The organism is Corynebacterium hindlerae (genome assembly GCF_014117265.1).
Taxonomy (GTDB): Bacteria; Actinomycetota; Actinomycetes; order Mycobacteriales; family Mycobacteriaceae; genus Corynebacterium; species Corynebacterium hindlerae.
The window spans coordinates 2,140,325-2,161,037 of record NZ_CP059833.1 but is presented as its reverse complement, the minus strand read 5'-3'; the positions used below and the strand labels follow the sequence as shown (position 1 = coordinate 2,161,037).

General features: G+C 58.2%; 25 protein-coding genes and 3 tRNA genes. 18 read left to right on the top strand and 10 right to left on the bottom strand.

Annotated elements, in window-relative coordinates; all coding sequences use genetic code 11:
- The first annotated feature begins 118 nt into the window (after nucleotides 1–118).
- From HW450_RS10495 to HW450_RS10485, 3 genes are read left to right on the top strand one after another with little or no spacing between them, the layout of a single operon-like run.
- Entirely contained in the window at nucleotides 119–607 is a 489-nt protein-coding gene (locus HW450_RS10495; RefSeq protein ID WP_182385565.1) for a lipoprotein LpqH, read from the top strand.
- 33 nt (nucleotides 608–640) lie between these two features.
- Nucleotides 641–1,552 carry a mechanosensitive ion channel family protein gene (locus tag HW450_RS10490; protein ID WP_232843248.1) on the top strand — a complete coding sequence of 304 codons (912 nt, stop codon included), beginning with the start codon at nucleotides 641–643 and terminating at the stop codon, nucleotides 1,550–1,552.
- Nucleotides 1,549–1,929, top strand: coding sequence for a globin (locus HW450_RS10485; RefSeq protein WP_182385564.1), 381 nt, complete (start codon nucleotides 1,549–1,551; stop codon nucleotides 1,927–1,929). Before HW450_RS10490 ends, HW450_RS10485 begins: the two co-directional genes overlap by 4 nt.
- Here HW450_RS10485 and HW450_RS10480 read toward each other — a convergent pair.
- From HW450_RS10480 to HW450_RS10460, 5 genes are all read right to left on the bottom strand, one after another.
- Entirely contained in the window at nucleotides 1,926–2,531 is a 606-nt protein-coding gene (locus tag HW450_RS10480) for a hypothetical protein (protein WP_182385563.1), read from the bottom strand. The genes HW450_RS10485 and HW450_RS10480 overlap by 4 nt on opposite strands.
- Nucleotides 2,532–2,533: 2 nt before the next feature.
- The gene (locus HW450_RS10475; RefSeq protein WP_182385562.1) at nucleotides 2,534–3,022 is read right to left on the bottom strand and encodes an acyl-CoA thioesterase; all 489 of its coding nucleotides are present in this window, start codon (nucleotides 3,020–3,022) and stop codon (nucleotides 2,534–2,536) included.
- 192 nt (nucleotides 3,023–3,214) lie between these two features.
- Nucleotides 3,215–4,885, bottom strand: a complete 1,671-nt coding sequence (ettA, locus tag HW450_RS10470; RefSeq protein WP_182385561.1) for an energy-dependent translational throttle protein EttA — start codon at nucleotides 4,883–4,885, stop codon at nucleotides 3,215–3,217.
- Between the two features lie 121 nt (nucleotides 4,886–5,006).
- The gene (locus HW450_RS10465) at nucleotides 5,007–5,492 is read right to left on the bottom strand and encodes a single-stranded DNA-binding protein (RefSeq protein ID WP_182385560.1); all 486 of its coding nucleotides are present in this window, start codon (nucleotides 5,490–5,492) and stop codon (nucleotides 5,007–5,009) included.
- A gap of 117 nt (nucleotides 5,493–5,609) precedes the next feature.
- On the bottom strand, nucleotides 5,610–7,637 hold the full coding sequence (locus HW450_RS10460; RefSeq protein ID WP_182385559.1) for a cytochrome c oxidase assembly protein: 2,028 nt from the start codon (nucleotides 7,635–7,637) through the stop codon (nucleotides 5,610–5,612).
- Between the two features lie 97 nt (nucleotides 7,638–7,734).
- Between HW450_RS10460 and HW450_RS10455 the strand changes: the two genes are divergently transcribed.
- Nucleotides 7,735–7,808 (top strand) — tRNA-Arg (locus HW450_RS10455).
- A gap of 411 nt (nucleotides 7,809–8,219) precedes the next feature.
- Here HW450_RS10455 and HW450_RS10450 read toward each other — a convergent pair.
- From HW450_RS10450 to HW450_RS10440, 3 genes are all read right to left on the bottom strand, one after another.
- Nucleotides 8,220–9,445, bottom strand: a protein-coding gene (locus tag HW450_RS10450; protein WP_407926236.1) for an IS3 family transposase whose coding sequence is annotated in 2 segments (ribosomal slippage) — nucleotides 8,220–9,172 and nucleotides 9,172–9,445 — 1,227 coding nt in all. Because the reading frame shifts where the segments join, the coding sequence is not laid out codon by codon here.
- Nucleotides 9,446–9,502: 57 nt separating this feature from the next.
- Complete coding sequence (locus HW450_RS10445; RefSeq protein WP_407926235.1) at nucleotides 9,503–10,177, bottom strand: DUF6882 domain-containing protein; 675 nt, start codon at nucleotides 10,175–10,177, stop codon at nucleotides 9,503–9,505.
- Between the two features lie 108 nt (nucleotides 10,178–10,285).
- Nucleotides 10,286–10,804, bottom strand: a complete 519-nt coding sequence (locus HW450_RS10440) for a CAP domain-containing protein (RefSeq protein ID WP_182385556.1) — start codon at nucleotides 10,802–10,804, stop codon at nucleotides 10,286–10,288.
- Nucleotides 10,805–10,947: 143 nt separating this feature from the next.
- Between HW450_RS10440 and cmrA the strand changes: the two genes are divergently transcribed.
- The 4 genes from cmrA to HW450_RS10420 all read left to right on the top strand — a co-directional run bounded on the left by cmrA (nucleotide 10,948) and on the right by HW450_RS10420 (nucleotide 13,355).
- Nucleotides 10,948–11,748 (top strand): mycolate reductase, encoded by an 801-nt coding sequence (cmrA, locus tag HW450_RS10435; RefSeq protein ID WP_182385555.1) that lies wholly within the window; start codon nucleotides 10,948–10,950, stop codon nucleotides 11,746–11,748.
- Nucleotides 11,749–12,384, top strand: a complete 636-nt coding sequence (orn, locus tag HW450_RS10430) for an oligoribonuclease (RefSeq protein ID WP_182385554.1) — start codon at nucleotides 11,749–11,751, stop codon at nucleotides 12,382–12,384.
- Nucleotides 12,385–12,435: 51 nt separating this feature from the next.
- Nucleotides 12,436–12,511, top strand: a tRNA-His gene (locus tag HW450_RS10425).
- Between the two features lie 328 nt (nucleotides 12,512–12,839).
- Nucleotides 12,840–13,355 carry a DUF305 domain-containing protein gene (locus HW450_RS10420; protein ID WP_182385553.1) on the top strand — a complete coding sequence of 172 codons (516 nt, stop codon included), beginning with the start codon at nucleotides 12,840–12,842 and terminating at the stop codon, nucleotides 13,353–13,355.
- Here the strand turns inward: HW450_RS10420 and HW450_RS10415 are convergent.
- On the bottom strand, nucleotides 13,352–14,518 hold the full coding sequence (locus HW450_RS10415) for a L,D-transpeptidase (protein ID WP_182385552.1): 1,167 nt from the start codon (nucleotides 14,516–14,518) through the stop codon (nucleotides 13,352–13,354). The two genes, HW450_RS10420 and HW450_RS10415, sit on opposite strands and share 4 nt — an antisense overlap.
- A 214-nt stretch (nucleotides 14,519–14,732) precedes the next feature.
- Here HW450_RS10415 and HW450_RS10410 point away from each other — a divergent pair.
- Nucleotides 14,733–14,805, top strand: a tRNA-Lys gene (locus HW450_RS10410).
- On the opposite strand, the gene HW450_RS10405 is transcribed toward HW450_RS10410, so the two are convergent.
- Nucleotides 14,771–15,076, bottom strand: coding sequence for a helix-turn-helix domain-containing protein (locus HW450_RS10405; RefSeq protein ID WP_182385551.1), 306 nt, complete (start codon nucleotides 15,074–15,076; stop codon nucleotides 14,771–14,773). The two genes, HW450_RS10410 and HW450_RS10405, sit on opposite strands and share 35 nt — an antisense overlap.
- A 111-nt stretch (nucleotides 15,077–15,187) precedes the next feature.
- On the opposite strand from HW450_RS10405, the gene HW450_RS10400 reads away from it, so the two are divergent.
- The 9 genes from HW450_RS10400 to HW450_RS10360 all read left to right on the top strand — a co-directional run bounded on the left by HW450_RS10400 (nucleotide 15,188) and on the right by HW450_RS10360 (nucleotide 20,637).
- The gene (locus HW450_RS10400) at nucleotides 15,188–15,373 is read left to right on the top strand and encodes a MerR family transcriptional regulator (protein ID WP_182385550.1); all 186 of its coding nucleotides are present in this window, start codon (nucleotides 15,188–15,190) and stop codon (nucleotides 15,371–15,373) included.
- On the top strand, nucleotides 15,370–15,519 hold the full coding sequence (locus HW450_RS10395; protein WP_182385549.1) for a hypothetical protein: 150 nt from the start codon (nucleotides 15,370–15,372) through the stop codon (nucleotides 15,517–15,519). The genes HW450_RS10400 and HW450_RS10395 overlap by 4 nt, the downstream gene beginning before the upstream one ends.
- Nucleotides 15,520–16,130: 611 nt before the next feature.
- Nucleotides 16,131–16,454 carry a WhiB family transcriptional regulator gene (locus HW450_RS10390; RefSeq protein WP_182385548.1) on the top strand — a complete coding sequence of 108 codons (324 nt, stop codon included), beginning with the start codon at nucleotides 16,131–16,133 and terminating at the stop codon, nucleotides 16,452–16,454.
- Nucleotides 16,447–16,716 carry an HNH endonuclease gene (locus HW450_RS10385; RefSeq protein WP_182385547.1) on the top strand — a complete coding sequence of 90 codons (270 nt, stop codon included), beginning with the start codon at nucleotides 16,447–16,449 and terminating at the stop codon, nucleotides 16,714–16,716. Before HW450_RS10390 ends, HW450_RS10385 begins: the two co-directional genes overlap by 8 nt.
- 155 nt (nucleotides 16,717–16,871) lie before the next feature.
- Nucleotides 16,872–17,267: a hypothetical protein gene (locus tag HW450_RS10380; protein WP_182385546.1), complete on the top strand. Its 396-nt coding sequence runs from the start codon at nucleotides 16,872–16,874 to the stop codon at nucleotides 17,265–17,267.
- Nucleotides 17,227–18,672, top strand: coding sequence for a terminase (locus HW450_RS10375; RefSeq protein ID WP_232843247.1), 1,446 nt, complete (start codon nucleotides 17,227–17,229; stop codon nucleotides 18,670–18,672). Before HW450_RS10380 ends, HW450_RS10375 begins: the two co-directional genes overlap by 41 nt.
- Nucleotides 18,669–18,887, top strand: coding sequence for a hypothetical protein (locus HW450_RS10370; protein WP_182385545.1), 219 nt, complete (start codon nucleotides 18,669–18,671; stop codon nucleotides 18,885–18,887). Before HW450_RS10375 ends, HW450_RS10370 begins: the two co-directional genes overlap by 4 nt.
- A 3-nt stretch (nucleotides 18,888–18,890) precedes the next feature.
- Entirely contained in the window at nucleotides 18,891–19,922 is a 1,032-nt protein-coding gene (locus HW450_RS10365) for a phage portal protein (protein WP_182385544.1), read from the top strand.
- On the top strand, nucleotides 19,909–20,637 hold the full coding sequence (locus HW450_RS10360; RefSeq protein WP_182385543.1) for an N-acetylmuramoyl-L-alanine amidase: 729 nt from the start codon (nucleotides 19,909–19,911) through the stop codon (nucleotides 20,635–20,637). The genes HW450_RS10365 and HW450_RS10360 overlap by 14 nt, the downstream gene beginning before the upstream one ends.
- Nucleotides 20,638–20,713: the final 76 nt, after the last annotated feature.

The window sequence follows — 20,713 nt, the reverse complement described above, 5'->3', positions numbered from 1 at the left end:
CTGACTCTTTCTTGAAAATATTTTTAATTATTTACCAAGAAGATACACCGAAGTTTTCTCTTACTGAAAATCATTCACTAACTTTCTGTCTACTTCCTGGTCGACTACTGTGGAGGACATGGCCACACCACGTCCTCTTCGCGCGCTCACCGCGATTCCGCTCTTGTTTTTCGCCCTCACGGCCTGCGCTACCAACGAAGAAAAAGTGGCCACTAACCTGGAGAAACAAGATCCGGCACCTGTCGCACCTGCAAACACGACGCAAAGTCAACAGTCCACAGGGTCTGCTTTCCTTAACGGCTACCAGGTCCTCCCTTCGGGTACCCCCGCTGTATGCGCAACCCATGGCGAAACCACGACCATCATCCTGGGCGAAATGCCCGCCAAAAACGCTGCGAGTGTGATCATTGACGGCCAAGGAGTGCAAACTCTTTCGATCTCCGATGCGGAAGACGCCGTCGAGATCACCAATCACGCCATCCCTGTGGAGTTGACGCGCGCGGACGGCGTAACCACGGTGTCCGGCACGGCCGAAGGAACCCGCGTGATTGGCAACCAATCCCAGCGTTTGGATATGACCTTCGTCATCACTGCTGCATGCGCTTAAGTTCGCTACCCTGGTGCGGTGATGCAAAACCACATGATTTCGTCAGTATCCACATGGTGGGATAACCCGACTACCCAGTTGTGGTTAGTAGACCGCCCTATCCAGATTGCGTTCATCTTGGTGTTGGCCCTGGTGGCCAACTGGGCGCTGCGCCGAGTGGTACGCAAGTTAACGCAACGCATCATTGACACGCCACCGCGCTTGCCGACGCTCGGTCCGTTGCGTTCCGAAGAAAAACCGGCAGCGGATCCCACCGATCCGCGTCGGGAATCGCGCATCCGCACGCTCGGAGCAGTAGCGACCTCCGCATTGTCGCTATTCGTGTGGCTCTGGGCCATCATCGCGATTCTGGATGAAATCGGAGTCAATGTTGCCCCGATTATCGCCTCCGCTGGTGTGGTCGGTGTGGCGTTGGGCTTTGGCGCGCAATCCTTGGTGAAGGACTTCCTTTCCGGAATCTTCATGCTGGTCGAAGATCAGTATGGCGTAGGCGACACGATCGATGTCGGCGAGCTTACCGGCACCGTGGAAGATGTCAGTCTTCGGCTCACCACGCTACGCGACATCGACGGCACGGTGTGGTTCGTGCGAAACGGTGAGATCCTGCGCATCGGTAACTTCAGCCAGGGCTACGCCGTAGCGCGTATCGACGTACCCCTTGCCCTCGACAACGATGTCGCCGTAGCGAAGGAAACCATCCTTAAGGCCGCCACCGCAGCGGCTGAGGAAGCCGATTTGGCAACGGACATCCTCGACTCCCCGGTGGTCGATGGAGTGAACGCGATAAAGTTTGACCACATGACTGTCCGAGTGCGAGTAAAAACGAAACCAGGAATGCAATGGTCCGTGCAGCGCGAAATGCTCGCCCGCATTGTCCCAGCCCTCAGCGCAGCGGGAATCAAACCGCCCTACCACTATCTTCCGCAACTGAAAGACCGCACATGACCTTCTATGATGCCGTGGGTGGCGAAGCCACCTTCAACAGAATCGTCCACGAGTTCTACCAGCGCATGCGGGCCGACGACCTCATCGGCCCCATGTACCCGGACGATGATTGGGAGGGCGCCGAGGACCGGCTCCGCTGGTTCCTTGCCCAATACTGGGGCGGCCCCCAGACCTTCTCGGAGCAGCGCGGCCACCCGCGGCTACGTATGCGCCACAACCGATTCCCCATCGGTGTGGCAGAGGCGAAGCGGTGGCTGGAGATCATGCAGGCGTCCCTCGATACCATCCCAGAATCAGACCTCAGCGACGAGCACCGCGCCGCCATGTGGGATCACATGGTGCGCGTTGCCGACATGCTGATTAACAGGGCGGACTAAACCAGCAGGTTAATCCCGCGGGACTCGTAGACCGAGCCAAACGGTGCGTCGATACGCACCCACCGGCCCTTACTCGCGACCCGCAAATGCCGCGGCAGGTCAGGGTGAGTCGCAATACCGGGGATAAGCCCCAAAGAAGTACAGGTGAAAATCGCCCGCATCGATACCTCGGCGATCCCGCCGTCGCCCTCGACACGCAACACCCGCTGATCGAGTAGCGACTTCGGCGGGCCAAGTGGCCCAGAGAACTGACGTGCCAACGCCCGGCCCTGTTCCGCCAACTCGTGCACTACATCTACCGGTAGTACGTCCAGTTCCACAAAACCGGTTGCCGGTGGCAAAGCTCCCGGCCACGCCGCAACGGGGCTCGGGGAGAGTTGGCCGTCGATAAGCTGCTGCGCTAAGAACACCGCATCGCCACTGACCTCCCCCAACACCCGGCGCGAAGCCAGCACCTCAAAAGGGGTAGTAACAAAGACATCAAGCGCACCGCCCGCAAGCGGTTGCACCCTCACGAGCGCACGCGCATCCAGAGCCACCGCGCGTTGCAACAGCGAACGCAGCCCGCGCTCGCCCTGCGACACCTTAAAAGCAGGCAGCATCCCTAATCTTCGCCGTCTTCGTTTTCTTCATTTTCGCCGGACCCGAGGGCGGCCTCCGGCGTAGACACGCTAGCGAGAACCTTGCGCTCAAAATCCTCAATGGGACGAGGTTTGCCCGTCTTAAGATCCACAGTGATCTGCACACACTCCACCACGCACGCCAACGAGCCATGGCGGTCCTTCAGCTGCTGCACCGTGGTGAACGACGTACGGCCGATCCGAACAACCTGAGTCTCAACCATCACTTCCATCGTGTCCGGCATGATTGCACTCAAGTAATCGATCTTCATCGAACGCACAAAAGCTGCGGGCATAGCGTGACCGCGCTCAACAAACTCCTCCATCGCGAAAACCGCACGTGCTTCCTGCGCAATCTCAATGTAAGAAGCGTTGTTGATGTGCCCAAAACGATCAAAATCGCCCCATCGTACCGGAATCTTCGTCGTGTGCACGGGGCCAGAAAGCAGCCGATTTCCCTGCGCGTCGGTCATAGATCCTCCTCGATTCCAGCGCCTGCTTAGGCGATGATACTGCGACACAGCCATCTTAATAGCAGTGTCACTGCCACACACACTATCAGGCCGCCACTAAGGCGACAGCGGGTAAAACTGCTTGGTAATGTCCCTTCTTTAAAGTTCCGAATACAAAAATAGCCCCGCTAACGGGGCTATTGGCTAGTGCTCTTAGCGAGTCAGCTTGCGGTGAGTCACGCGGGATGGCCGGGCGGCTTCCGCTCCGAGGCGTTCCACCTTGTTCTTCTCGTAGTCTTCGAAGTTTCCTTCGAACCAGAACCACTGGCCTTCGGCGACGTTACCTTCCCACGCGAGGATGTGGGTACAGGTGCGGTCGAGGAACCAACGGTCGTGAGAAATGACCACAGCGCAGCCCGGGAAGTTCTGGAGAGCGTTTTCCAGAGAGGACAGGGTTTCCACGTCAAGGTCGTTGGTCGGCTCGTCGAGGAGGATCAGGTTGCCGCCCTGCTTGAGGGTTAGCGCCAGGTTGAGGCGGTTACGCTCACCACCGGAGAGGACCTTGGATGGCTTCTGCTGGTCTGGCCCCTTGAAGCCAAAGGCGGACAGGTAGGCGCGGGATGGCATTTCGTTCTGACCGACGATGATGTAGTCCAGGCCGTCGGACACAACTTCCCACACGGTCTTTTCCGGATCAATGTTTTCGCGGCCCTGGTCCACGTAGGACAGCTTGACGGTCTGACCGATTTTCACGTCGCCTGCGTCAGGTTCTTCCAGCCCCACGATGGTTTTAAACAGGGTGGACTTGCCCACACCGTTCGGCCCGATAACGCCCACGATGCCATTTCGAGGCAGGGTGAACGACAGGTCCTTAATCAGGACGCTCCCGTCAAAGCCCTTCTCCAAGTTCTTCACCTCCACAACCTGGTTACCCAGGCGTGGTGGGGTTGGGATCTGGATTTCTTCGAAGTCGAGCTTCTTGTACTTCTCGGCCTCGGCGACCATTTCTTCGTAGCGGTCCAGACGGGCCTTGTTCTTTGCCTGACGTGCCTTCGCGCCGGAACGAACCCAGGCGAGTTCTTCTTTCAGGCGCTTTTGCAGCTTCTGGTCCTTCTTGCCAGCAACTTCGAGGCGCTCTGCCTTCTTCTCCAGGTAGGTGGAGTAGTTGCCCTCGTATGGGTACAGCTTGCCGCGGTCCACTTCACAGATCCAGCCGGCAACGTGGTCCAGGAAGTAACGGTCGTGGGTGACGGCCAGGACCGCGCCCTTGTAGTCCGCGAGGTGTTTTTCCAGCCACAGCACCGACTCAGCGTCCAGGTGGTTGGTCGGCTCGTCGAGAAGCAGCAAGTCTGGTTCGGACAGCAGCAGCTTCGCCAGCGCTACACGACGCCGTTCACCACCGGACAGGTGGGTGACTGGTTCGTCAGACGGTGGGCAGCGCAGTGCTTCCATGGCCTGTTCGATCTTGGAGTCGATCTCCCATGCGTCAGCTGCGTCGAGCTCCTCCTGCAACTTGCCCATTTCTTCCATGAGCTCGTCGGTGTAGTTGGTCGCCATTTCTTCGGCGATCTGCTCGAAGCGCTGCTTCTTCTCGAAGATCTCACCCAAGCCTTCTTCCACGTTCTCGCGAACGGTCTTTTCTTCGTTCAGTGGCGGCTCCTGCAGCAGGATGCCCACGGTGGCACCTGGGTCCAGGAATGCTTCACCGTTGGATGGCTGGTCAATGCCCGCCATGATCTTCAGGATCGACGACTTACCAGCGCCGTTCGGGCCCACGACACCGATCTTGGCGCCCGGGTAGAACGCCATGGTGACGTTATCCAGAATGACCTTATCGCCGTGCGCCTTACGCACATTCTTCATCGTGTAGATGAACTCGCCCAAGATTGCCCCTTTAGTAGAGAGTCCAGAAATTTTAGTCCCCTAAAGGGTACATGAGTGGGCAAGGCATGGCGCGGACTACTCGGGGCAATCCAACACCACGCCTTATCGACGCCCCGACTCGCTAGAACGGTGGCTCCCCCTCTCCCGAGTCCCCAGTGGCGGCGGAGACAAGATCGTTGCCTTCCTCTTCTCCGACGTTGTCCACCGGGCCGTCAGCAGGGGTGACGTCCTCAGCTGGAGTTACGTCCACCTCAGATACCTTCTTGATCCCCACGGTATGGGACTTAAGGTCAACCCCCACGTGCTGGGCGCGCAGCACTACTCGGGACTGCTGTTTACCGTTACCATCCAGCCACTCATGTGTCACCAGCTTTCCAGTGGCGATGATCGGCAGCCCCTTCCCCAAGCTAGCTGCACAGTTGACGGCGAGGTCTCCCCAGCATTCCACGGTCAGGTACAGCTGGTCGTAGTAGTCCCATTTATCTTCGTCTCGCTTCACAGCCCGGGACGCGGCAACACGCATGGTGAAAAAGGTGTTGGCTTCGATGCGGCGAAACTTCGGGTCAGCGACGATGTTTCCGGCGATGGTGTAACTGTGTTGTGCCATTGTCTGGTCCTTTTCGTATCTCAGTGACAAGTTACGAAGCTGACAATGGCAGATGGTGAATGAGGCGTCGATAAGCCTGCTGCTCGCCCTGTGGATAACTTGCGTTATCCACAGGTTTTAACGTTCGAAGGTCTCGCTGTAGTAATCGTCGTGCGGATTTTTGCCATGCTGGAAGGCTGCGAGCTGAGCGTTATAGGCCTCCAGATCGTCCTCCACCTCCTGCGGGTTCGACTCCATTTCGGTAGTACGGCGCCGGTCATCGGCGAACCATTCCCAAATCAGCACCGCCCATACGATAAGCAGTGGGAACTGACCAGAACCCCAGGAAATGCCACCACCGACGACCTGGTCGTGCAGCAGGTCCACATGCCACGGCAGGCCGAGCTTGGTGTAGAACTCTTCACCCATGATCTGGGTGGCCATCATCAGGTAAACGCCGAAGAACAGGTGGAACGGCATGGAGAACGTCAGCCACCCCAGCTTCGACATCGGGCTGTGCTCCACCGGAGCCTTATCCACGCCGATGAGATCCCAGTAGTACAACGAACCGGACCACAGGAACACCACGTTCATGATCAGGTGACCGGCGTGCTCATCAATCATGATCTCGTACAGCGGAGTGATGTACAGAATGTAGAAAAACACCACGAACTGGATCGTGTTCACCGCCGGATTCATCAGGAACCGTAGCCACGGATTATCCACCGCAACCTCAAGCCATTCCCGCGGACCAGGATTATCCGGGGACGGGCGCAGCGCCTGTAGGAAGAGCGTCACCGGCCCACCGAGCACCCACGCCACCGGGGCGCCCATCGTCAAAATCATGTGGCCGACCATATGCATGGAGAACGTTGCTGGCATGTTCATGCCGATACCGGAACATACCGTGAGCAGCAGCACCGCACAGCCCAAAAGGAACCACAGGGTGCGGGTAATCGGCCAGCTACCTCCGTTTTTGTGGACCCGTAGGACAGCCCACAGGTAGCCGACGGCAAAGATAATCGCGGCGGCCCCAAAGAGAATATCGAACCGCCACATAGTCCAGACATTCCAGAATGTTGGCTCCTGGTACAGCCTGTAGCCGAGCTCAATATCCATGGTGTTGAGGTCAACATTTCGTGGCGGTGGCGGCGGGGTGCGCCCCAAGGAAATCGCCACGCCCGTCACCGCACCCATAACCAACACTTCCACGGCGGCGACCCGACGGAACAGCTTGTTATTGTCCGCGAGCTTCGGGATCGTGAGCTGACGGTGCACGAAACCGAACAGCGCGAGCACCACCACCCCGATTGTCTTAGCCAAGATCAGCAGCCCGTATCCGGTGGTGAGCAAATCGGTCCAGTGCATCCGGATCGACGTATTAATCACGCCCGACACTGCCATCACCACCACCGACACCAGCGCCACCGCAGAGTAGCGACGGACCGCTACATCCAACGCAGGACCTTTACGACGCCCATGCGCAATCAACGCCATGAGTCCACCGACCCACAACATCATGAAAATCAGGTGCCAAAGGTAGGAATTCGTGCCATAGTCATGATCGCCACCCGTGGCTGAGTGACCTTCCATGCCCAGCGGTACCACAGCCAAGATCGCACCAGTGAGCCACACCGGCTGCATGATCCACCGGTAGGTAGTCAGCGCCCCTAGACCAGTGATGAGTGCAAAACCTGCCGTCACCTGCCATGCCACCGATGTGGACACCAATTGCAGCGCCTGCAACCACTGCGTCGGATTCAACGTGTCCTTCAACGGCGAACCAGACACATCCGACAAGTACATCGGTACCATCAGCTGCGCGATCACCGCGAAGCACAGACTTGATACTGCCCCCGTCCGGGCCGCGATACTCCCATCCACACTGAGCAGAGTCGACTGCAGATCAGAATCCTTCGGCTTGATAAAGAAAGCAGCCGCCATAAACGAGCCGATCGCAAGCGCAGCCAACATCAACCCCGCCGACCTCAAAAACGGCAACCCCGCCGTCGTCAGCGGACCAGGATCTGGAATACCCAACGCCGCAAGAGAAGCCCCCAAAAACGCCCACGAAATAACCGCACCGACCACACCCGCGGTCGCTGCGAAAATTACATAGAGCACCTTCGAGGTCCGTGGCCTGTCCCCGATCACCTTTTCCGTCATGCTAATACCCTAACCCCGGGCAAGGGGTAAGGCCCTAATTTGCAGGCCCCTACCCAGCGTGCGGTAAAGTTCCCGTTAGCCCCTGTGTGGGGCCACTCCCTCCTTAGCTCAGCGGATCAGAGCAGACGGCTTCTACCCGTAAGGTCGCAGGTTCGAATCCTGCAGGGGGGGCTTTTTAGTGCGTTCGCGCCACACCCATACTAAGGAAACCAGGAATAACGCTGGCATGATCCACGCGAGATAGTGCCACTGATGCGCCCCAAAATGTGTTTCATCGACGCTCAGACCAGCGAAGTAGCCAAGGGCCAGGGATACGATGAACAGGCAGCTGGCTACAGCGACACTAACTACTTTCATGTAACGGATGTTAGTGGAGTTGGATAGGGATTGGTAGGGGCGCTGCTAAAAACTACGCCTTCCGTCGCGTTTGCCGGGGTGTTTGAAACCGGTAGGCGTAGGGTTTTATCACGCGGGACAAATCCCTATCATCACTCCCCGCGCTGCTCGTTCGACATGCTGTCCAAGTGATTGTTAAACGCCAATTGGATGTTCTGGGGCTGCCCGCAAATCGTGGACAGTTAGTTAAGCGGCCTTGGGGGTTATCGAGTTGGGCTTGGTGGGATCATTGTTGATGGCGTTTTCGAAGGCCACAGGGGTCTTCATGCCGAGCGATGAGTGAATCCGACGCCGGTTGTAGACCACCTCGATCCACTGCGCGACAGCGTTGCGTGCTTCGTTGCAGGTGGCCCACTTCTTCCGGTCATAGAATTCTGTCTTCAACGTCGACCAAAATGATTCCGACATCGCATTGTCGAAGCACACACCGGTGCGGCCGACAGACTGCGCAATTCCGAGTTCCTGGCACACCTGCCACAACTGGTCACTGGTGAATTGCGAACCTCGATCAGCATGAAACACCACACCATCAGGTACCTCGCCGCGCAGCGTGTGCGCCATCCGTAGCGCACGCTCAACCAGATCGGCAGACTGGGTTCGATCCATTGCCCAGCCAATTACACGCCGGGAATGACCATCGCGAACCGCACACAGGTACAACCAGCCCTCACCGGTACGCAGATACGTAATATCACTCAGCCATACGCGGTTGAGCTCACCTGCATCAAACGCACGCTTGACCAGGTCAGGCAGTGTCGCCTTCCTCTTAGACTGGATTGTCGTGACAGGAGTGAACATCCTCGGGGAGATTCCTTCGATACCCATGGCTTTCATCCGCTTGGCTACGGTCTTCTTGTTGACCTTGATGCCCTGCTCGGCAAGTTTCGCTGTGACACGAGGTGCACCATAGACTTCGTCGGAGTCCTCCCAAGCCGTGTAAATCTGCTGGTCGAGGTTCTCGATAAATGACTGACGCGGGTCTTTACCCCTACGCTTGGCCTTGTCCCTCTTCACCCAGCCATAGAAGCCGGAACGAGACACTTCGAGAAGCCTCGCCATGCGCTTAATGCTGAAGGTCGCCTTCTCCTGCTGCATTAGCTGGAACTTTTCTTCTCGCGTTGCTTCGCAGCGAAGAAGGCTGTGGCTTTTGACAAAAACTCGTTATCTAACCGCGCTTCGGCAAGCTCACGGCGCAATCTCACGTTTTCAGCACGAAGGTCAGCCGCGCTCATGCCGTCTTCATTGCCCTGGCGCTCACGCTCATTTTTGACCCACCTACCCAGCAGTCCGGCACTGACTCCGATCTCCTCAGCGACTCGGACGATCGGCCGGCCCGACTCGATGACAAGCCGCGCGGCTTCCTTCCGATACTCCGGAGTAAACCTCTTGCGTTGCTGACTCATAATGAACATCCTCTCCTACGGACACAACATCCGTACTAATTGGGTGTCCACTACTCGAGGGTAACCTCAGTTCGTTATCCGCCCCTGTTCATCCTGTGTGACCTGAACTTCGTGTTGTGCTCCGTCACTCAGCGTGTAAGTAGCTACAATGCGACGATCCGACGGGAAGCGTTCGATCGCGCACTCCACCCCTTTGAAGTGGCTTGCGACTCCTTTGAGTGACCACTCCGGGTCATCAACCAACGGCAAATAACGCGGAATTTTTGTGAGCAAGGTGTTCAGGTCTGGGCTAGGGACAGTTAATGGACCGGCATCATCGCGAATATTGTCCAATTTCCATACCACGCGTGATCCAGCATTGTTGAAGGCCGCTTGGTAGAAGTTCGCTTCAGGGCCGAAGATAAAAAACCCTGTGTTGATGACGTCATTGCCGAGGTTAGCGATAGTGTTCGCGACGTCATTAACTACTTCGTAAGGGACCTCCTGCGTTGTGAAGCTGGAAAAGTTGCACTGCTCACCGAAAGCACGGTAGCCGTGCGATGCCTCGGGACGGAAATACTCCTCTTCGCCTTCGATCATGGGCGACCAACGCCACAGCAGCGTGGCGGGATCCACTGCAATCGAGGCGACCGGGTACGTGTCGCAGTACACTCGGCCACGGTCCGAGGCGAAAGTGAGCACTCCTCTGTCGTATGCCGCCTGATAGTTCGGCCCCCAATGAGCGTTCGAGGAGTGCGCCAAACATATCTTGTTTAACCATGCTTAGCAGGGCGGAATACTGTCCTATTCTCCAAATTTCAGGGATTATGGCTGCGAGACTAGCATCACGCTTTTCGACGCGCAGGGTAACTAAGTGAACTGCGCCACCAGAATCCAACGGCCCTCAGACTGGTCAAACACCAGCCCAAACCCCACTCGTGACAGGGTGCCGTCCATCAAAACCTCGTGGTGAGGTGGGGAGTCGATCCACATCGGAACAGCCATTCCCAAATTCGGCACGCGGGCAATGACCTCCATAAATAGGCCACTGTGATCCATTGTGTGGATGTTGTTCAGGTAAACGGCATGGTTGTAGGCGGTTTCCCCAAGACCAAAGTCGTAGGTGAAGGGCTGCAGGCCTGCAGCTACACGACGTGCATTCAGTTCAGCCAGCACGGGGTCCAGCAGCGCATTGCCGGTGATAGGAGCTGCAGTCACACCAGGAACAGAGGAACCTGCTGGCAGTGGTGAAAGTTGGAAAGTTGGCAGCTGGATTGCTGGCAGTGGTGGGAGCTGCGAACTGCCCATGACCTGCGCGTGAGCAGGTGCGGCTCCCCCGGCTACAATCGCGGTAGCCAGGATCGGGGCAAAGAGGCGAGCTAAACGCATGGGATGGAAGTCCAATCGATCGATGATCAAGAATTGATAACAGATTAACCCCAATTCGGCTCAGTTGCCTAAGAAACTGACGAATCCGTCGTGAAGCAAGCGCGGTTAAGATGGGTGCAGCACCCCGACGATCAAGGAGAACGATGGCTCTTCCACACCCCAGCCCCACCGCCCGTGCGCTCGTGACTGGCGCTAGTCAAGGTATTGGTATGGCGATGGCGCGCGACCTTGCTGACATGGGTCACAACTTGATTTTGGTGGCGCGTCGTGAAGATGTGCTCACAGAGTTTTCCGCTGAACTCGAACAAAAGTACGGCATCACTGCGGAGGTGTACGCCTGCGATCTGGCTGAACACAACGCCCGGCGCGCACTCATCGAGCACATGCACTCGCGCGAGATCAACATTCTGATTAATTCCGCGGGTATCGCCTCTTTCGGTCCTTTTATGGAGCAGTCCTGGGATTATGAGCTCACGCAGTTCCATCTCAATGCCACTGCATGTTTGGAGCTGACCCGTGCTGCTCTCGATCAGATGCTGCCTCGAAATGAAGGCGCAATCTGCAACGTAGGGTCGTTGGCGGGCGACATGGTGATCCCGAACAACGCCACCTACATTTTCACCAAGTCGGGACTGAATAAGTTCACCGAGGCTTTGCATTATGAGCTGCGTGGCACGGGTGTGACGTGCACACTTCTGGCTCCGGGGCCGGTCCGGGATGCGGTGATTCCGGAGGACCAGCAGTCGATTGTGGATCGCGTCGTCCCCGATGCGCTGTGGACCACCTATGAGTCCTGTTCGCGGGAGACCCTCGAGGCGATGGCTGCGGGTAAGCGTCGGGTCGTGCCAGGCCCGCTCGCGAAAATTATGGAGGTGGTCACCAACGTCGGACCTACGCGACTGGTGGCACCTATCCTTGGCAATTTTTACAAGAAGATGAGCTAGATGACTGACCCTATTCCCATGAAAAATGACCGCCTCGTCTGGATTGACCTGGAGATGACGGGGCTGGACCCGAAGCACCATGTGATCGTCGAGGTCGCAGCGCTCGTCACCGACGCCAACCTCAATATCCTCGGCAGCGGCGTCGACCTCGTCGTCCATGCCACCGAGGCAGAGCTGGCCGAAATGGACGACTACGTGCGGAATATGCACACAAGCAACGGGCTTATCGACGCCATTAGCTCCTCAACCTTGTCCCTGACGGATGCCGAGGACGCCGTGCTTGCGCTCATCGAAGAACACTGCTCCCCCGACCACCCCGCTCCCCTGGCTGGCAATTCGATTGCAACTGACCGCACTTTTATCCGGGAATACATGCCGCGTCTTGACCAGGCATTGCATTACCGGATGGTCGATGTGTCCTCCGTGAAAGAACTCGCGCGCCGTTGGTACCCGCGGGTCTACTTCGCACAGCCCGAGAAGGGGATGTCTCACCGGGCGCTCAATGACATCGTCGAATCCATCCGCGAGCTCGACTACTATCGCCGTTCCCTCTTCGTTGCGGACCCTGGCCCAACAACGGAGGAAGCTACCGCTTTCGCAGCCTCCGCTGTGGACCACTACCAGCGGTTTTTGTAAAACTGGACTCGTGCATTAATATGAACTGCGCTGCTTAAAACAGCAGCGATGGTGGCTGTAGTTCAGCTGGTAGAGCACCAGGTTGTGATCCTGGGTGTCGCGGGTTCGAGTCCCGTCAGCCACCCCAAAGTGACCCGCCCTCTCATGTTGAGGGCGGGTTTTGCATATCTTTACGTCTGAGTTAAGACTTCCCTGGGACTACCATCAGTTTTGTGCCGTAGGTGCTGTTTTTTCAGTACATTCGACATCAACGAAGCTTTTGTACAGGAAGGTGGCAAATGAACAGAGCGTTTTTCGCTGTTGTGATGCCAGCAGTAGTTCTCACGGGGTGTGGGTCCCAGGAGACGCCTGTGGCTTCGGAAGGAGCGAAGCCGATCACCGTCGTTACGCCCACACAGGCGTCAGCCACGCCTATGTTCAGTGCCCCGACGCCGTCTCCCTCAGCTACCCCTTCTATGAAGCCTTCTTCTGCCACGCCACGCCCGGGGGCCGTCGATGAGGTGCCACGAGAGACAGATTTCAACACTGTCGACGTGATGTATCTTGCGGAGTCCGTGGTCCGCAGCCGGCGTATCGTGTCCACCTCCGAGATCCTCTTGGCTGCCGACAATATCTCGCCCGAAGCGAAAGATATCGCTACCCGTGTGAGTCAGAAACATTCCGCCCGGCTAGCCACCCAAGAACAGCTCCTCACCACCTGGGGCATTACCACCTCACCCGAGGTGCTGTTCCCACCAGCACCGATTGGGATTCCGACCCAGGCGGACGTGGACCAGTTGCATTCGATGCACGGGAAGGATCTGGAGAACCGGTACCTCAATTTGCTGCAGGGCAACATAGCGGGCGCGGTGACTTCCGCGCAGCAGCACCTCGGCAAGGGATTTAACCCGGAGCTGCAGGCTGCCGCGCAGCTGGTGGTGGATGAGGCAGAAAAAGAACAGGCCCCCATTATGGAGGCCTTGAAGGGTTAAGCGTTTCCTGCGCTCCACTCCTCCCACGGGATGTTCCAGTCGCCGAGTCCGTCGTAGCCGGACAGGGTGCCACCGATGGTGTTCTTCACGGTAACGATGTCACCGCGCTTGAAGTTCTGTTGGAACCAGGCTGCGTTTTCCGTGGACACGTTGATGCAGCCGTGTGAGGTGTTTTGGCTACCCTGCGCCCACACAGACCATGGGGCAGCGTGAACGAAAATACCGGAGTAGCTCATCTGGGTGGCGTATTGAACTTTAGTTTTGTAGCCGCCCGCATCAAGAGCGAGGCCGTAAGTGGTCGAGTCCATGACCATTTCCGGGTAGGAATCGCCGATGATGTACACGCCGTTGGGGGTTGGCCACTGCGAGGAACCGAGCGAAACCGGCATCGTCTTGATGACGGCGTCACCGTCGTAAATGCTCATGGTTTTAGTGCTGTCATCAACCACAGCAGTGTAGCCGCCAACAATGTTGAAGGAAGTAGCGTTATCCTCGCTGCCGTACACACCGCCGCCGAGATCTACTCCGTAAATGTCAGCCTTCACGCTTACTGACGTTCCCGGATTCCAGTAATTCTGCGGACGCCAACGCAACTCATAATCATTCAGCCAGTAGAAAGCCCCCTCAACCTTGGGTTCTGTGGTGATGGTGATTGCTTCCTGCGCCGCCTTACGATCCTGAATCGGCGATGAGAACCGCATACCAATGCTCTGGCCCACACCCACGTTCATACCTTCGAGCGGGGAAAGCGCCACATACGCCGTGCCGGCCGGGCTCTGAGTGGTAAAGACCGACTTAGCCAGGGCCCCATTCGACCCCTCCGCCGTCACCGTGTAGGTGCGGTAGTACCCAAGCACCTCCGAGGTGGTCCAACTCTTGTTGTCAGGGGAAATCTCTCCCTGGATCACCTTGCCGTCTTGATTCGTCATCTGGACGTCGGTAAGCGTGCCATCCAGCGCCTTTACTGTCACAGCCTTCGCGGGGCTCACCCCCTGCGCGCCGTCCTCAACCGAAATCGCAGGTGGCAGCTTTTCGACGACCGCTGCCTGCTCCCTATCAGCCCCCTGCTCCCCGGCCCCGCTATCACCGCGATCAATGGTGCAGCCAGCCAATGCCACTACCGAAATCAGTGCGACAACAACCGCCCCGACGGACCTCTTCATTTATCCTCCGAAAACTGAACTTTGTTAGGCCACTAAATGTATCGGGTTCCGAAGCGAAAACGCTACCGAAATCCACGAAGTTAGATAACGATTCAGTAGCTATTGTTCCCACACCCCAAAAACACGCCCTGAACAGGCGATTTTACTTGCAAGGCACATAGCTGTTATATTTTTCTTCGTTGCCAGCGAGGCCAAGAGCTTCACGGACAACGATGCGCCATTAGCTCAATTGGCAGAGCAACTGACTCTTAATCAGTGGGTTCGGGGTTCAAGTCCCTGATGGCGCACAACACTACCCCCGACAGGCTCCCCGCCGTCGGGGGTTTTTCCTGTCTGCAGCCATTCAAAAGGCACCCCGGTACACATCGCCCATGCGCGCAGCACCGCTAACGGCGGCTCCGAAGCGCCGTTTAGGTACCGGCTCACAGTAAATCGCGAAACGCCGATGTATTCCGCCATGTCTGCATTGCTTATCTGTGCAACGTCTTGCGCTTTGCGCATGCGGTCGCTTAGTCCGAATTCAAGTAGCGAATAGTCAAATGTTGCTTTTGCGTTCATGCCACAACAATAAAGCAACAACTGTTGCTAGCGCAATGACGTTCAGCCCGCTAGCTGGATAAATGGCGCAACAGTTGCGTTTAGCGCAACAGTCGTGTTAGATGTCTAAACATGGAACCGCAACAGTTGCTACCAGCGCACGAAGTGGCGCGCATTTGGGGGGTCAACCGATCCACCGTGCACCGCCGCCGTTTAGCCGGTGTCATCACCCCAGTTGCAAAGGTCCCAGGAAAAACCGGCGCTTATCTGTATGACCGCGCCGAAATCGAGCACCTAGCGAAAGCGGGCGTGAAATGAAATTCACCGAGACACAAATCAGCGACATTATCCAATTCCTGGAAATGCACGCCGAAGGGTACTTCCTTACCGACGCAGCGCGTGAAGGAAACGCCATCATCGAAGCTGCCGGGGCGCTCTACACCCACTACCTAGGTGACCAGTAATGCGCGAACGGTTTCGCCCGCATATCGCACGGCTAGCGCGATGGCTCATAGGAGCCCACATCAATGATCCACAGCGTAGATAGCGATTGGCGTCCCGCCCGCCGATCCAACGTGAAATGCGCGTGTTGTAACCGCGCTTTCGCTGCCGGGTACGTGCCAGCACCTGACCCGAGCGGTCCCTATTCCGGGCTCCCCGTGTGTCGGGACTGCAAGCAGGACATGCAAGCACCACACCTCCAGTTCTAACCCCCCTTCACGTCGCGCGCCTAGACGCTAAATAGGTGACACGGCTAGTCACCGTGGTCGTCCCCGGTTAGAGCGGGATCACTTTCCCGATGATCGGGACGTGAGCGCGGTAAAGGCAGACTCGGGCGCGCCACACCACGACGGTGTGAGGTATCGCGTCCCGGCGCCCCAGTCCTGACGCTCCGAGTAATCCCCGTGAGCGTGCATAGATCGACCGAAGCGACCGACCGACGGAAGCAACATCACCCCCGCTATGAGCGGGGTCGCTCTTTGTCCTCACAGGCAAGGGGCAACCTCCCTCCGCTCCCTCCCTCAAGAAGCACCCACCCACCAGCACCCCACTAGACCACCGATAGGAAACACGCATGAATCAACTCACCCATCAACCCGCATGGCACCAGCTAGCTAAATGCCGTGGCATGGACCCACACCTGTTCGAGTCCGATCATTGGCCATTGCCTAGGCTCCGAAAAGAAGGCTGGACATCACCAGATGATCTCGCTTCCACCCTGTGCCACGGGTGCCCCGTGCTCGCTGAGTGCGCACTAGACGCTGCCGAAGCCGACGTGCTGCCATACGGCACGCTCCGGGGCGGGGTGATGATCGCTGAAATGCACGCTATCGGTAGGTGGGGTGATCGAGTGGATCACATACGGGCCCGGCTCATGAAGGCTGCAGGCCGTGGCTAGATGGGGCGGGCGCCGCGTCCAACGGCTGCTAGCGCTAGTCCTCGCTGAGTATGGCGACACATGCCACCTATGCGGACAACCCGGCGCCGACACCGTGGACCACATCGTGCCCCGCTCATGGGGTGGCGATGACTCGCTAGACAACGTCCGTCCCGCACATCACGCCTGCAACTGTTCCCGCGGCGCAATGCCACTGGACCAGTGGCGCGAGCGTCACCCGATCGCAGTCAACCGCGCGCCCCCGTCGAGGAAATGGGCCTGACCTGCGGTTATGCCGTTCGCCGGCGCTCTGACCTGCGGTTTCTTTAGAGGGGGTGGCCCGGCGGGAAGTCGCGCGCCCAACTTCCTTTTTTTCAAAAAATCTGACCCCCGGGGGTCAGTACATTAACACGAAAACGCCTGATAGGAGGGCAAATCATGGGTAGACCAGACCCACGGCGTCCACGTGCAGGACAGCTAGGAATGTTCGAGGATGAAGCCTTTTCCGAGCCGGGAAAGGTGTTGAGAGGCCGTCACAGTGACGCGATGGACCGTGCTATTCAAGCGGCGCGTGATGAAGGTCTTGTGAGCACTGTCGATGATGGCATTTTGACCGTGCTCCGCGCCGGTGCGTGCGCGCTGGACACGCTCGAGGCACAGAACAAGCCATACGGACCCGCAAAGCTGATTGACCCGATGGTTTCCGCGTTGCGTGAAGCACGTCTGACCCCTGAATCCCGCGCCGTGGCGCAGGATGACGCGATTAACGCCCTGTTGAAGGAGCTGGTCGAAGATGACCCTGTATGTTCCACCGAAGTTCATCACGAAGCCTAGGTTTCACACCCCGCCGACGCCGGGCGCTAAGCACCTAGCCGGGAAAATCGCGACGGTAGCGAAGTTTCTAGGCAAGCCGTGCCTGCATTGGCAGTACATGGCTAACATGGTCGCGACCGAGCTCGACGATAACGGTAAATTCCGCTATCACACCGTGCTCATTTCCGTGCCCCGTCAGTCCGGTAAGACCACTGGCACCATGGCCCGTGGCGTCCACGCCACAATCACGACCCCGGGCGGGCGTCTGTGGTACACCGCGCAAACCGGGCAAGCAGCGCGTGAGCGGTGGATCAAAGAGGCCGCCGACCCGGCCGAGTCCACTATGCGCGGTCTATGCAAGATCAAACGTGGCGCGGGTGATACACGTATGCAGGTGCCAGGTATCGGGTCCGAGTTTAGACCTATGCCACCCACTGCCGATTACCTACATGGCGAACAGTCAGACCAGGTATTCATCGACGAGCCTTGGGCACACACCGAGGCCGAAGGCGCGGCACTCATGCAGGCCATCGTCCCCACCATGGCCACCCGCAAAGGCATTGGCCACGGTCCACAGATCACCTTCCTGTCGACGAAGGGCACAGCGGCGTCGACATGGTGGCACAGCATGCTGGACGAAGCCATCAACGACCCGAAAAGCGGTATCGCCGTCATCGATTACGGCATTTCCGACGATGTGGACCCCACGGATATACCGGCGGTGATCGCAGCTCACCCCGGGGTGGGCTCCGGGCTGATCGACGAACAGGCGGTGTGGGAGGCGTCCGAAAAGCTCACCCCTGCAGAATTTGCGCGCGGTTACGGCAATGTGGCTACATCGTCATGGTCGCCGCTGTTTACCCCGGCAGTGATCGACGCTGCCACCACTGACACCCCGCTAGATGATGGGCCGGTGCATATCGGTGTCGCGGTGTCGTGGGATCGCTCGCTAGCTGCCATCGTCGCTGTCGGCACCATCGGGCCGGTGCCCGCGGTAGAGGTGATCGCAGCAAGACCCGGCACATCGTGGGTCCCCGGCATGCTCCGAGCCATTCGCAACGCACAGGCCCCCGCGTCCATCACCATTGACGCTCACGGGCCCGCTGCAGCGCTCGCCGAAGAGCTCTCAACCACCATGCCCCACGACATCACGCACGCTGCAGCGGATGACCTAGTGATAGGCACTGAAACGCTAATGACACTGATCACTACCGATCCCCCGGGGGTCCTGATCCGTCGAGATGATGGACTCACCACCGAGCTAGGCGCGGCTAAACTCCGGTCGCTAGGTGACCGGGGGCGGCTCATATCCCGCAAAACATCCGCCGGGCCTATCCCCCGCATTGAGGCCGCAATTTTGGGCCTTCGAGCTGCACACACCCACCGCCCTAAACCCGAGCAACCGAGGATATGGAGCCCCGCATGATTGACAGCTCACTTTTCACCCACCTAGCCGTGTGCCCTCATTGCCAGTGGCGGGAATTCGCACGCACGAAAGAGACCGCATGGTATGAGCTAGCCCGCCACCTCAAGGCAGCACATGGGGACATGCACGCGGCACGGAATGCGACGAAAGCGGCGGAAAAGATCGCAGCTAGGCGACGCTTTTCGATGGACGGGGGCACAGGCCCACACAATTAGGGCATGTCATTCCTTGCTCGCGTGCGTGACGCCCTGGCTATCCCCGCCGTCGCCGCGGGAACAGTAGCCTATGAGTCCCCATGGGCTACCCGGGGCAACCTCATTGAGGTTTTCGCCCCAGAAATCGCGCCGATTAACGTCAGTCGCGCTGTGGCTATGAGCATTCCAGCCGTAGCCCGCGCCCGCCGGATCATCTGCACCGCCGTAGCCCGGTGCTCGCTGACAGTCACCCCGGCCACCACTCAACCGGCTTGGGTAGATCGCACAGACGGGCCTGTCTCACCGTGGCACCGCATGGTCTGGACCGTGGATGATCTCCTTTTCTATGGCGCGTCCTTATGGGCCGTGGAGCGCGACACCGACGGGCGCGTGATCGCAGCTGATCGCGTCCCATTCGATGAATGGGGGGTAACTGCTACGGGCGCTATCACATGGCGCGGTGTCGAGGTGGACGACCAGACCGTGATCCATATTCCCGCCGCCGATGAAGGCATTCTTACCACCGGGGCGGCTGCTATCCGCCACGCTGCAGCGCTGGCAGCGGCAGCGTCCAAGGCTGCTAACTCGCCCGCGGCACACACCGAGCTGCACCAGACAGAGGGCGAACCGCTGACAGACTCCGATGTGCAAAAGCTGGTGGATGGGTGGATTAGGGCCCGGAACTCCCCTAACGGGGCCGTGTCCTTCACGAACAAGGCAATTCAGGTGATCGAACATGGCACCTTTGACACTCACCTGCTGATCGACGGGCGGAATGCTGCAGCGCTGGACATCGCCCGCATGTGTGGAATCCCCGCCGTCCTGCTAGACGTCGCTGCTGTGGACAACACCATCAAATATGAGAATATTCAAGCCCGTAACCTTGAGTTGATCGATTATTGCCTAGATTCGTTCATGGCACCGATCGCAGCGCGCCTAGGTATGGATGACGTCGTGGCCCCCGGCCAGTCCGTGGCGTTCGACGTGGAGCAGTTGACCGCTATTCCTGACATGATACGAGTCCCTGACGATAGGACCAGCGATGACGACAACTGACATTTCTAACATTTTCGATTTCGGGGGTCCACGGACCCGCCCCATCATGGGGATCTGCATTCACACCACGGAATCCGCCGACGGTGCCCGTGCTATCGACGTGGCCCGCTGGCAAGCCAGTTCACGCACTGGCAGCTACCACCGCCTAGTAGATACGCACGGTGACCTAGTCATCTGTAACACCGATGACTGGACTACCTGGAGTGTGGGCAATGTGGGCAATGACATTTTGCTTCACCTGTCATTTGTGGCCCGCGCGGCGTGGACACGTGACCAGTGGCTAGCACAGGATCACATGCTGACCCTAGGGGCCGTCCAGGTAGCCACGTGGGCTAAGGCTCACGATATCCCGCTAGAAAAGATCGGTCCTAACGATCTGCTTCAGAAAAAGCGCGGCGTGTGTGGACATGTTGACTGCCAGGTATGGGGTGGCACCGATCACACAGACCCGGGCCGTAGCTTTCCGTGGGATGTGCTGCTAGATAAAGCCCGCCGAATCCTGTCACCTCCAGAGCATAAGGAACTAAAAATGGATGACATTTTGCAACTACTGCACCGAATTAACGCCGTAGTAACGGACATCTCACTGCAACAGGGGGCCGGTGACAATTACAGCGGTTTCCCACAGGGCGGAAATCGCACCCTGTATGACCTGGTCGCCGCAATTGGTGCCGAGGTAGGGGTGCCAGACTGCAAGGACATCAAGGCAGGTTAGGCGGTGCTACTCATGGCCACTATCTACATAGCAGGTTTGCTATCAGGTTTGCTTTTGGTACTGATCGCGCTCACCA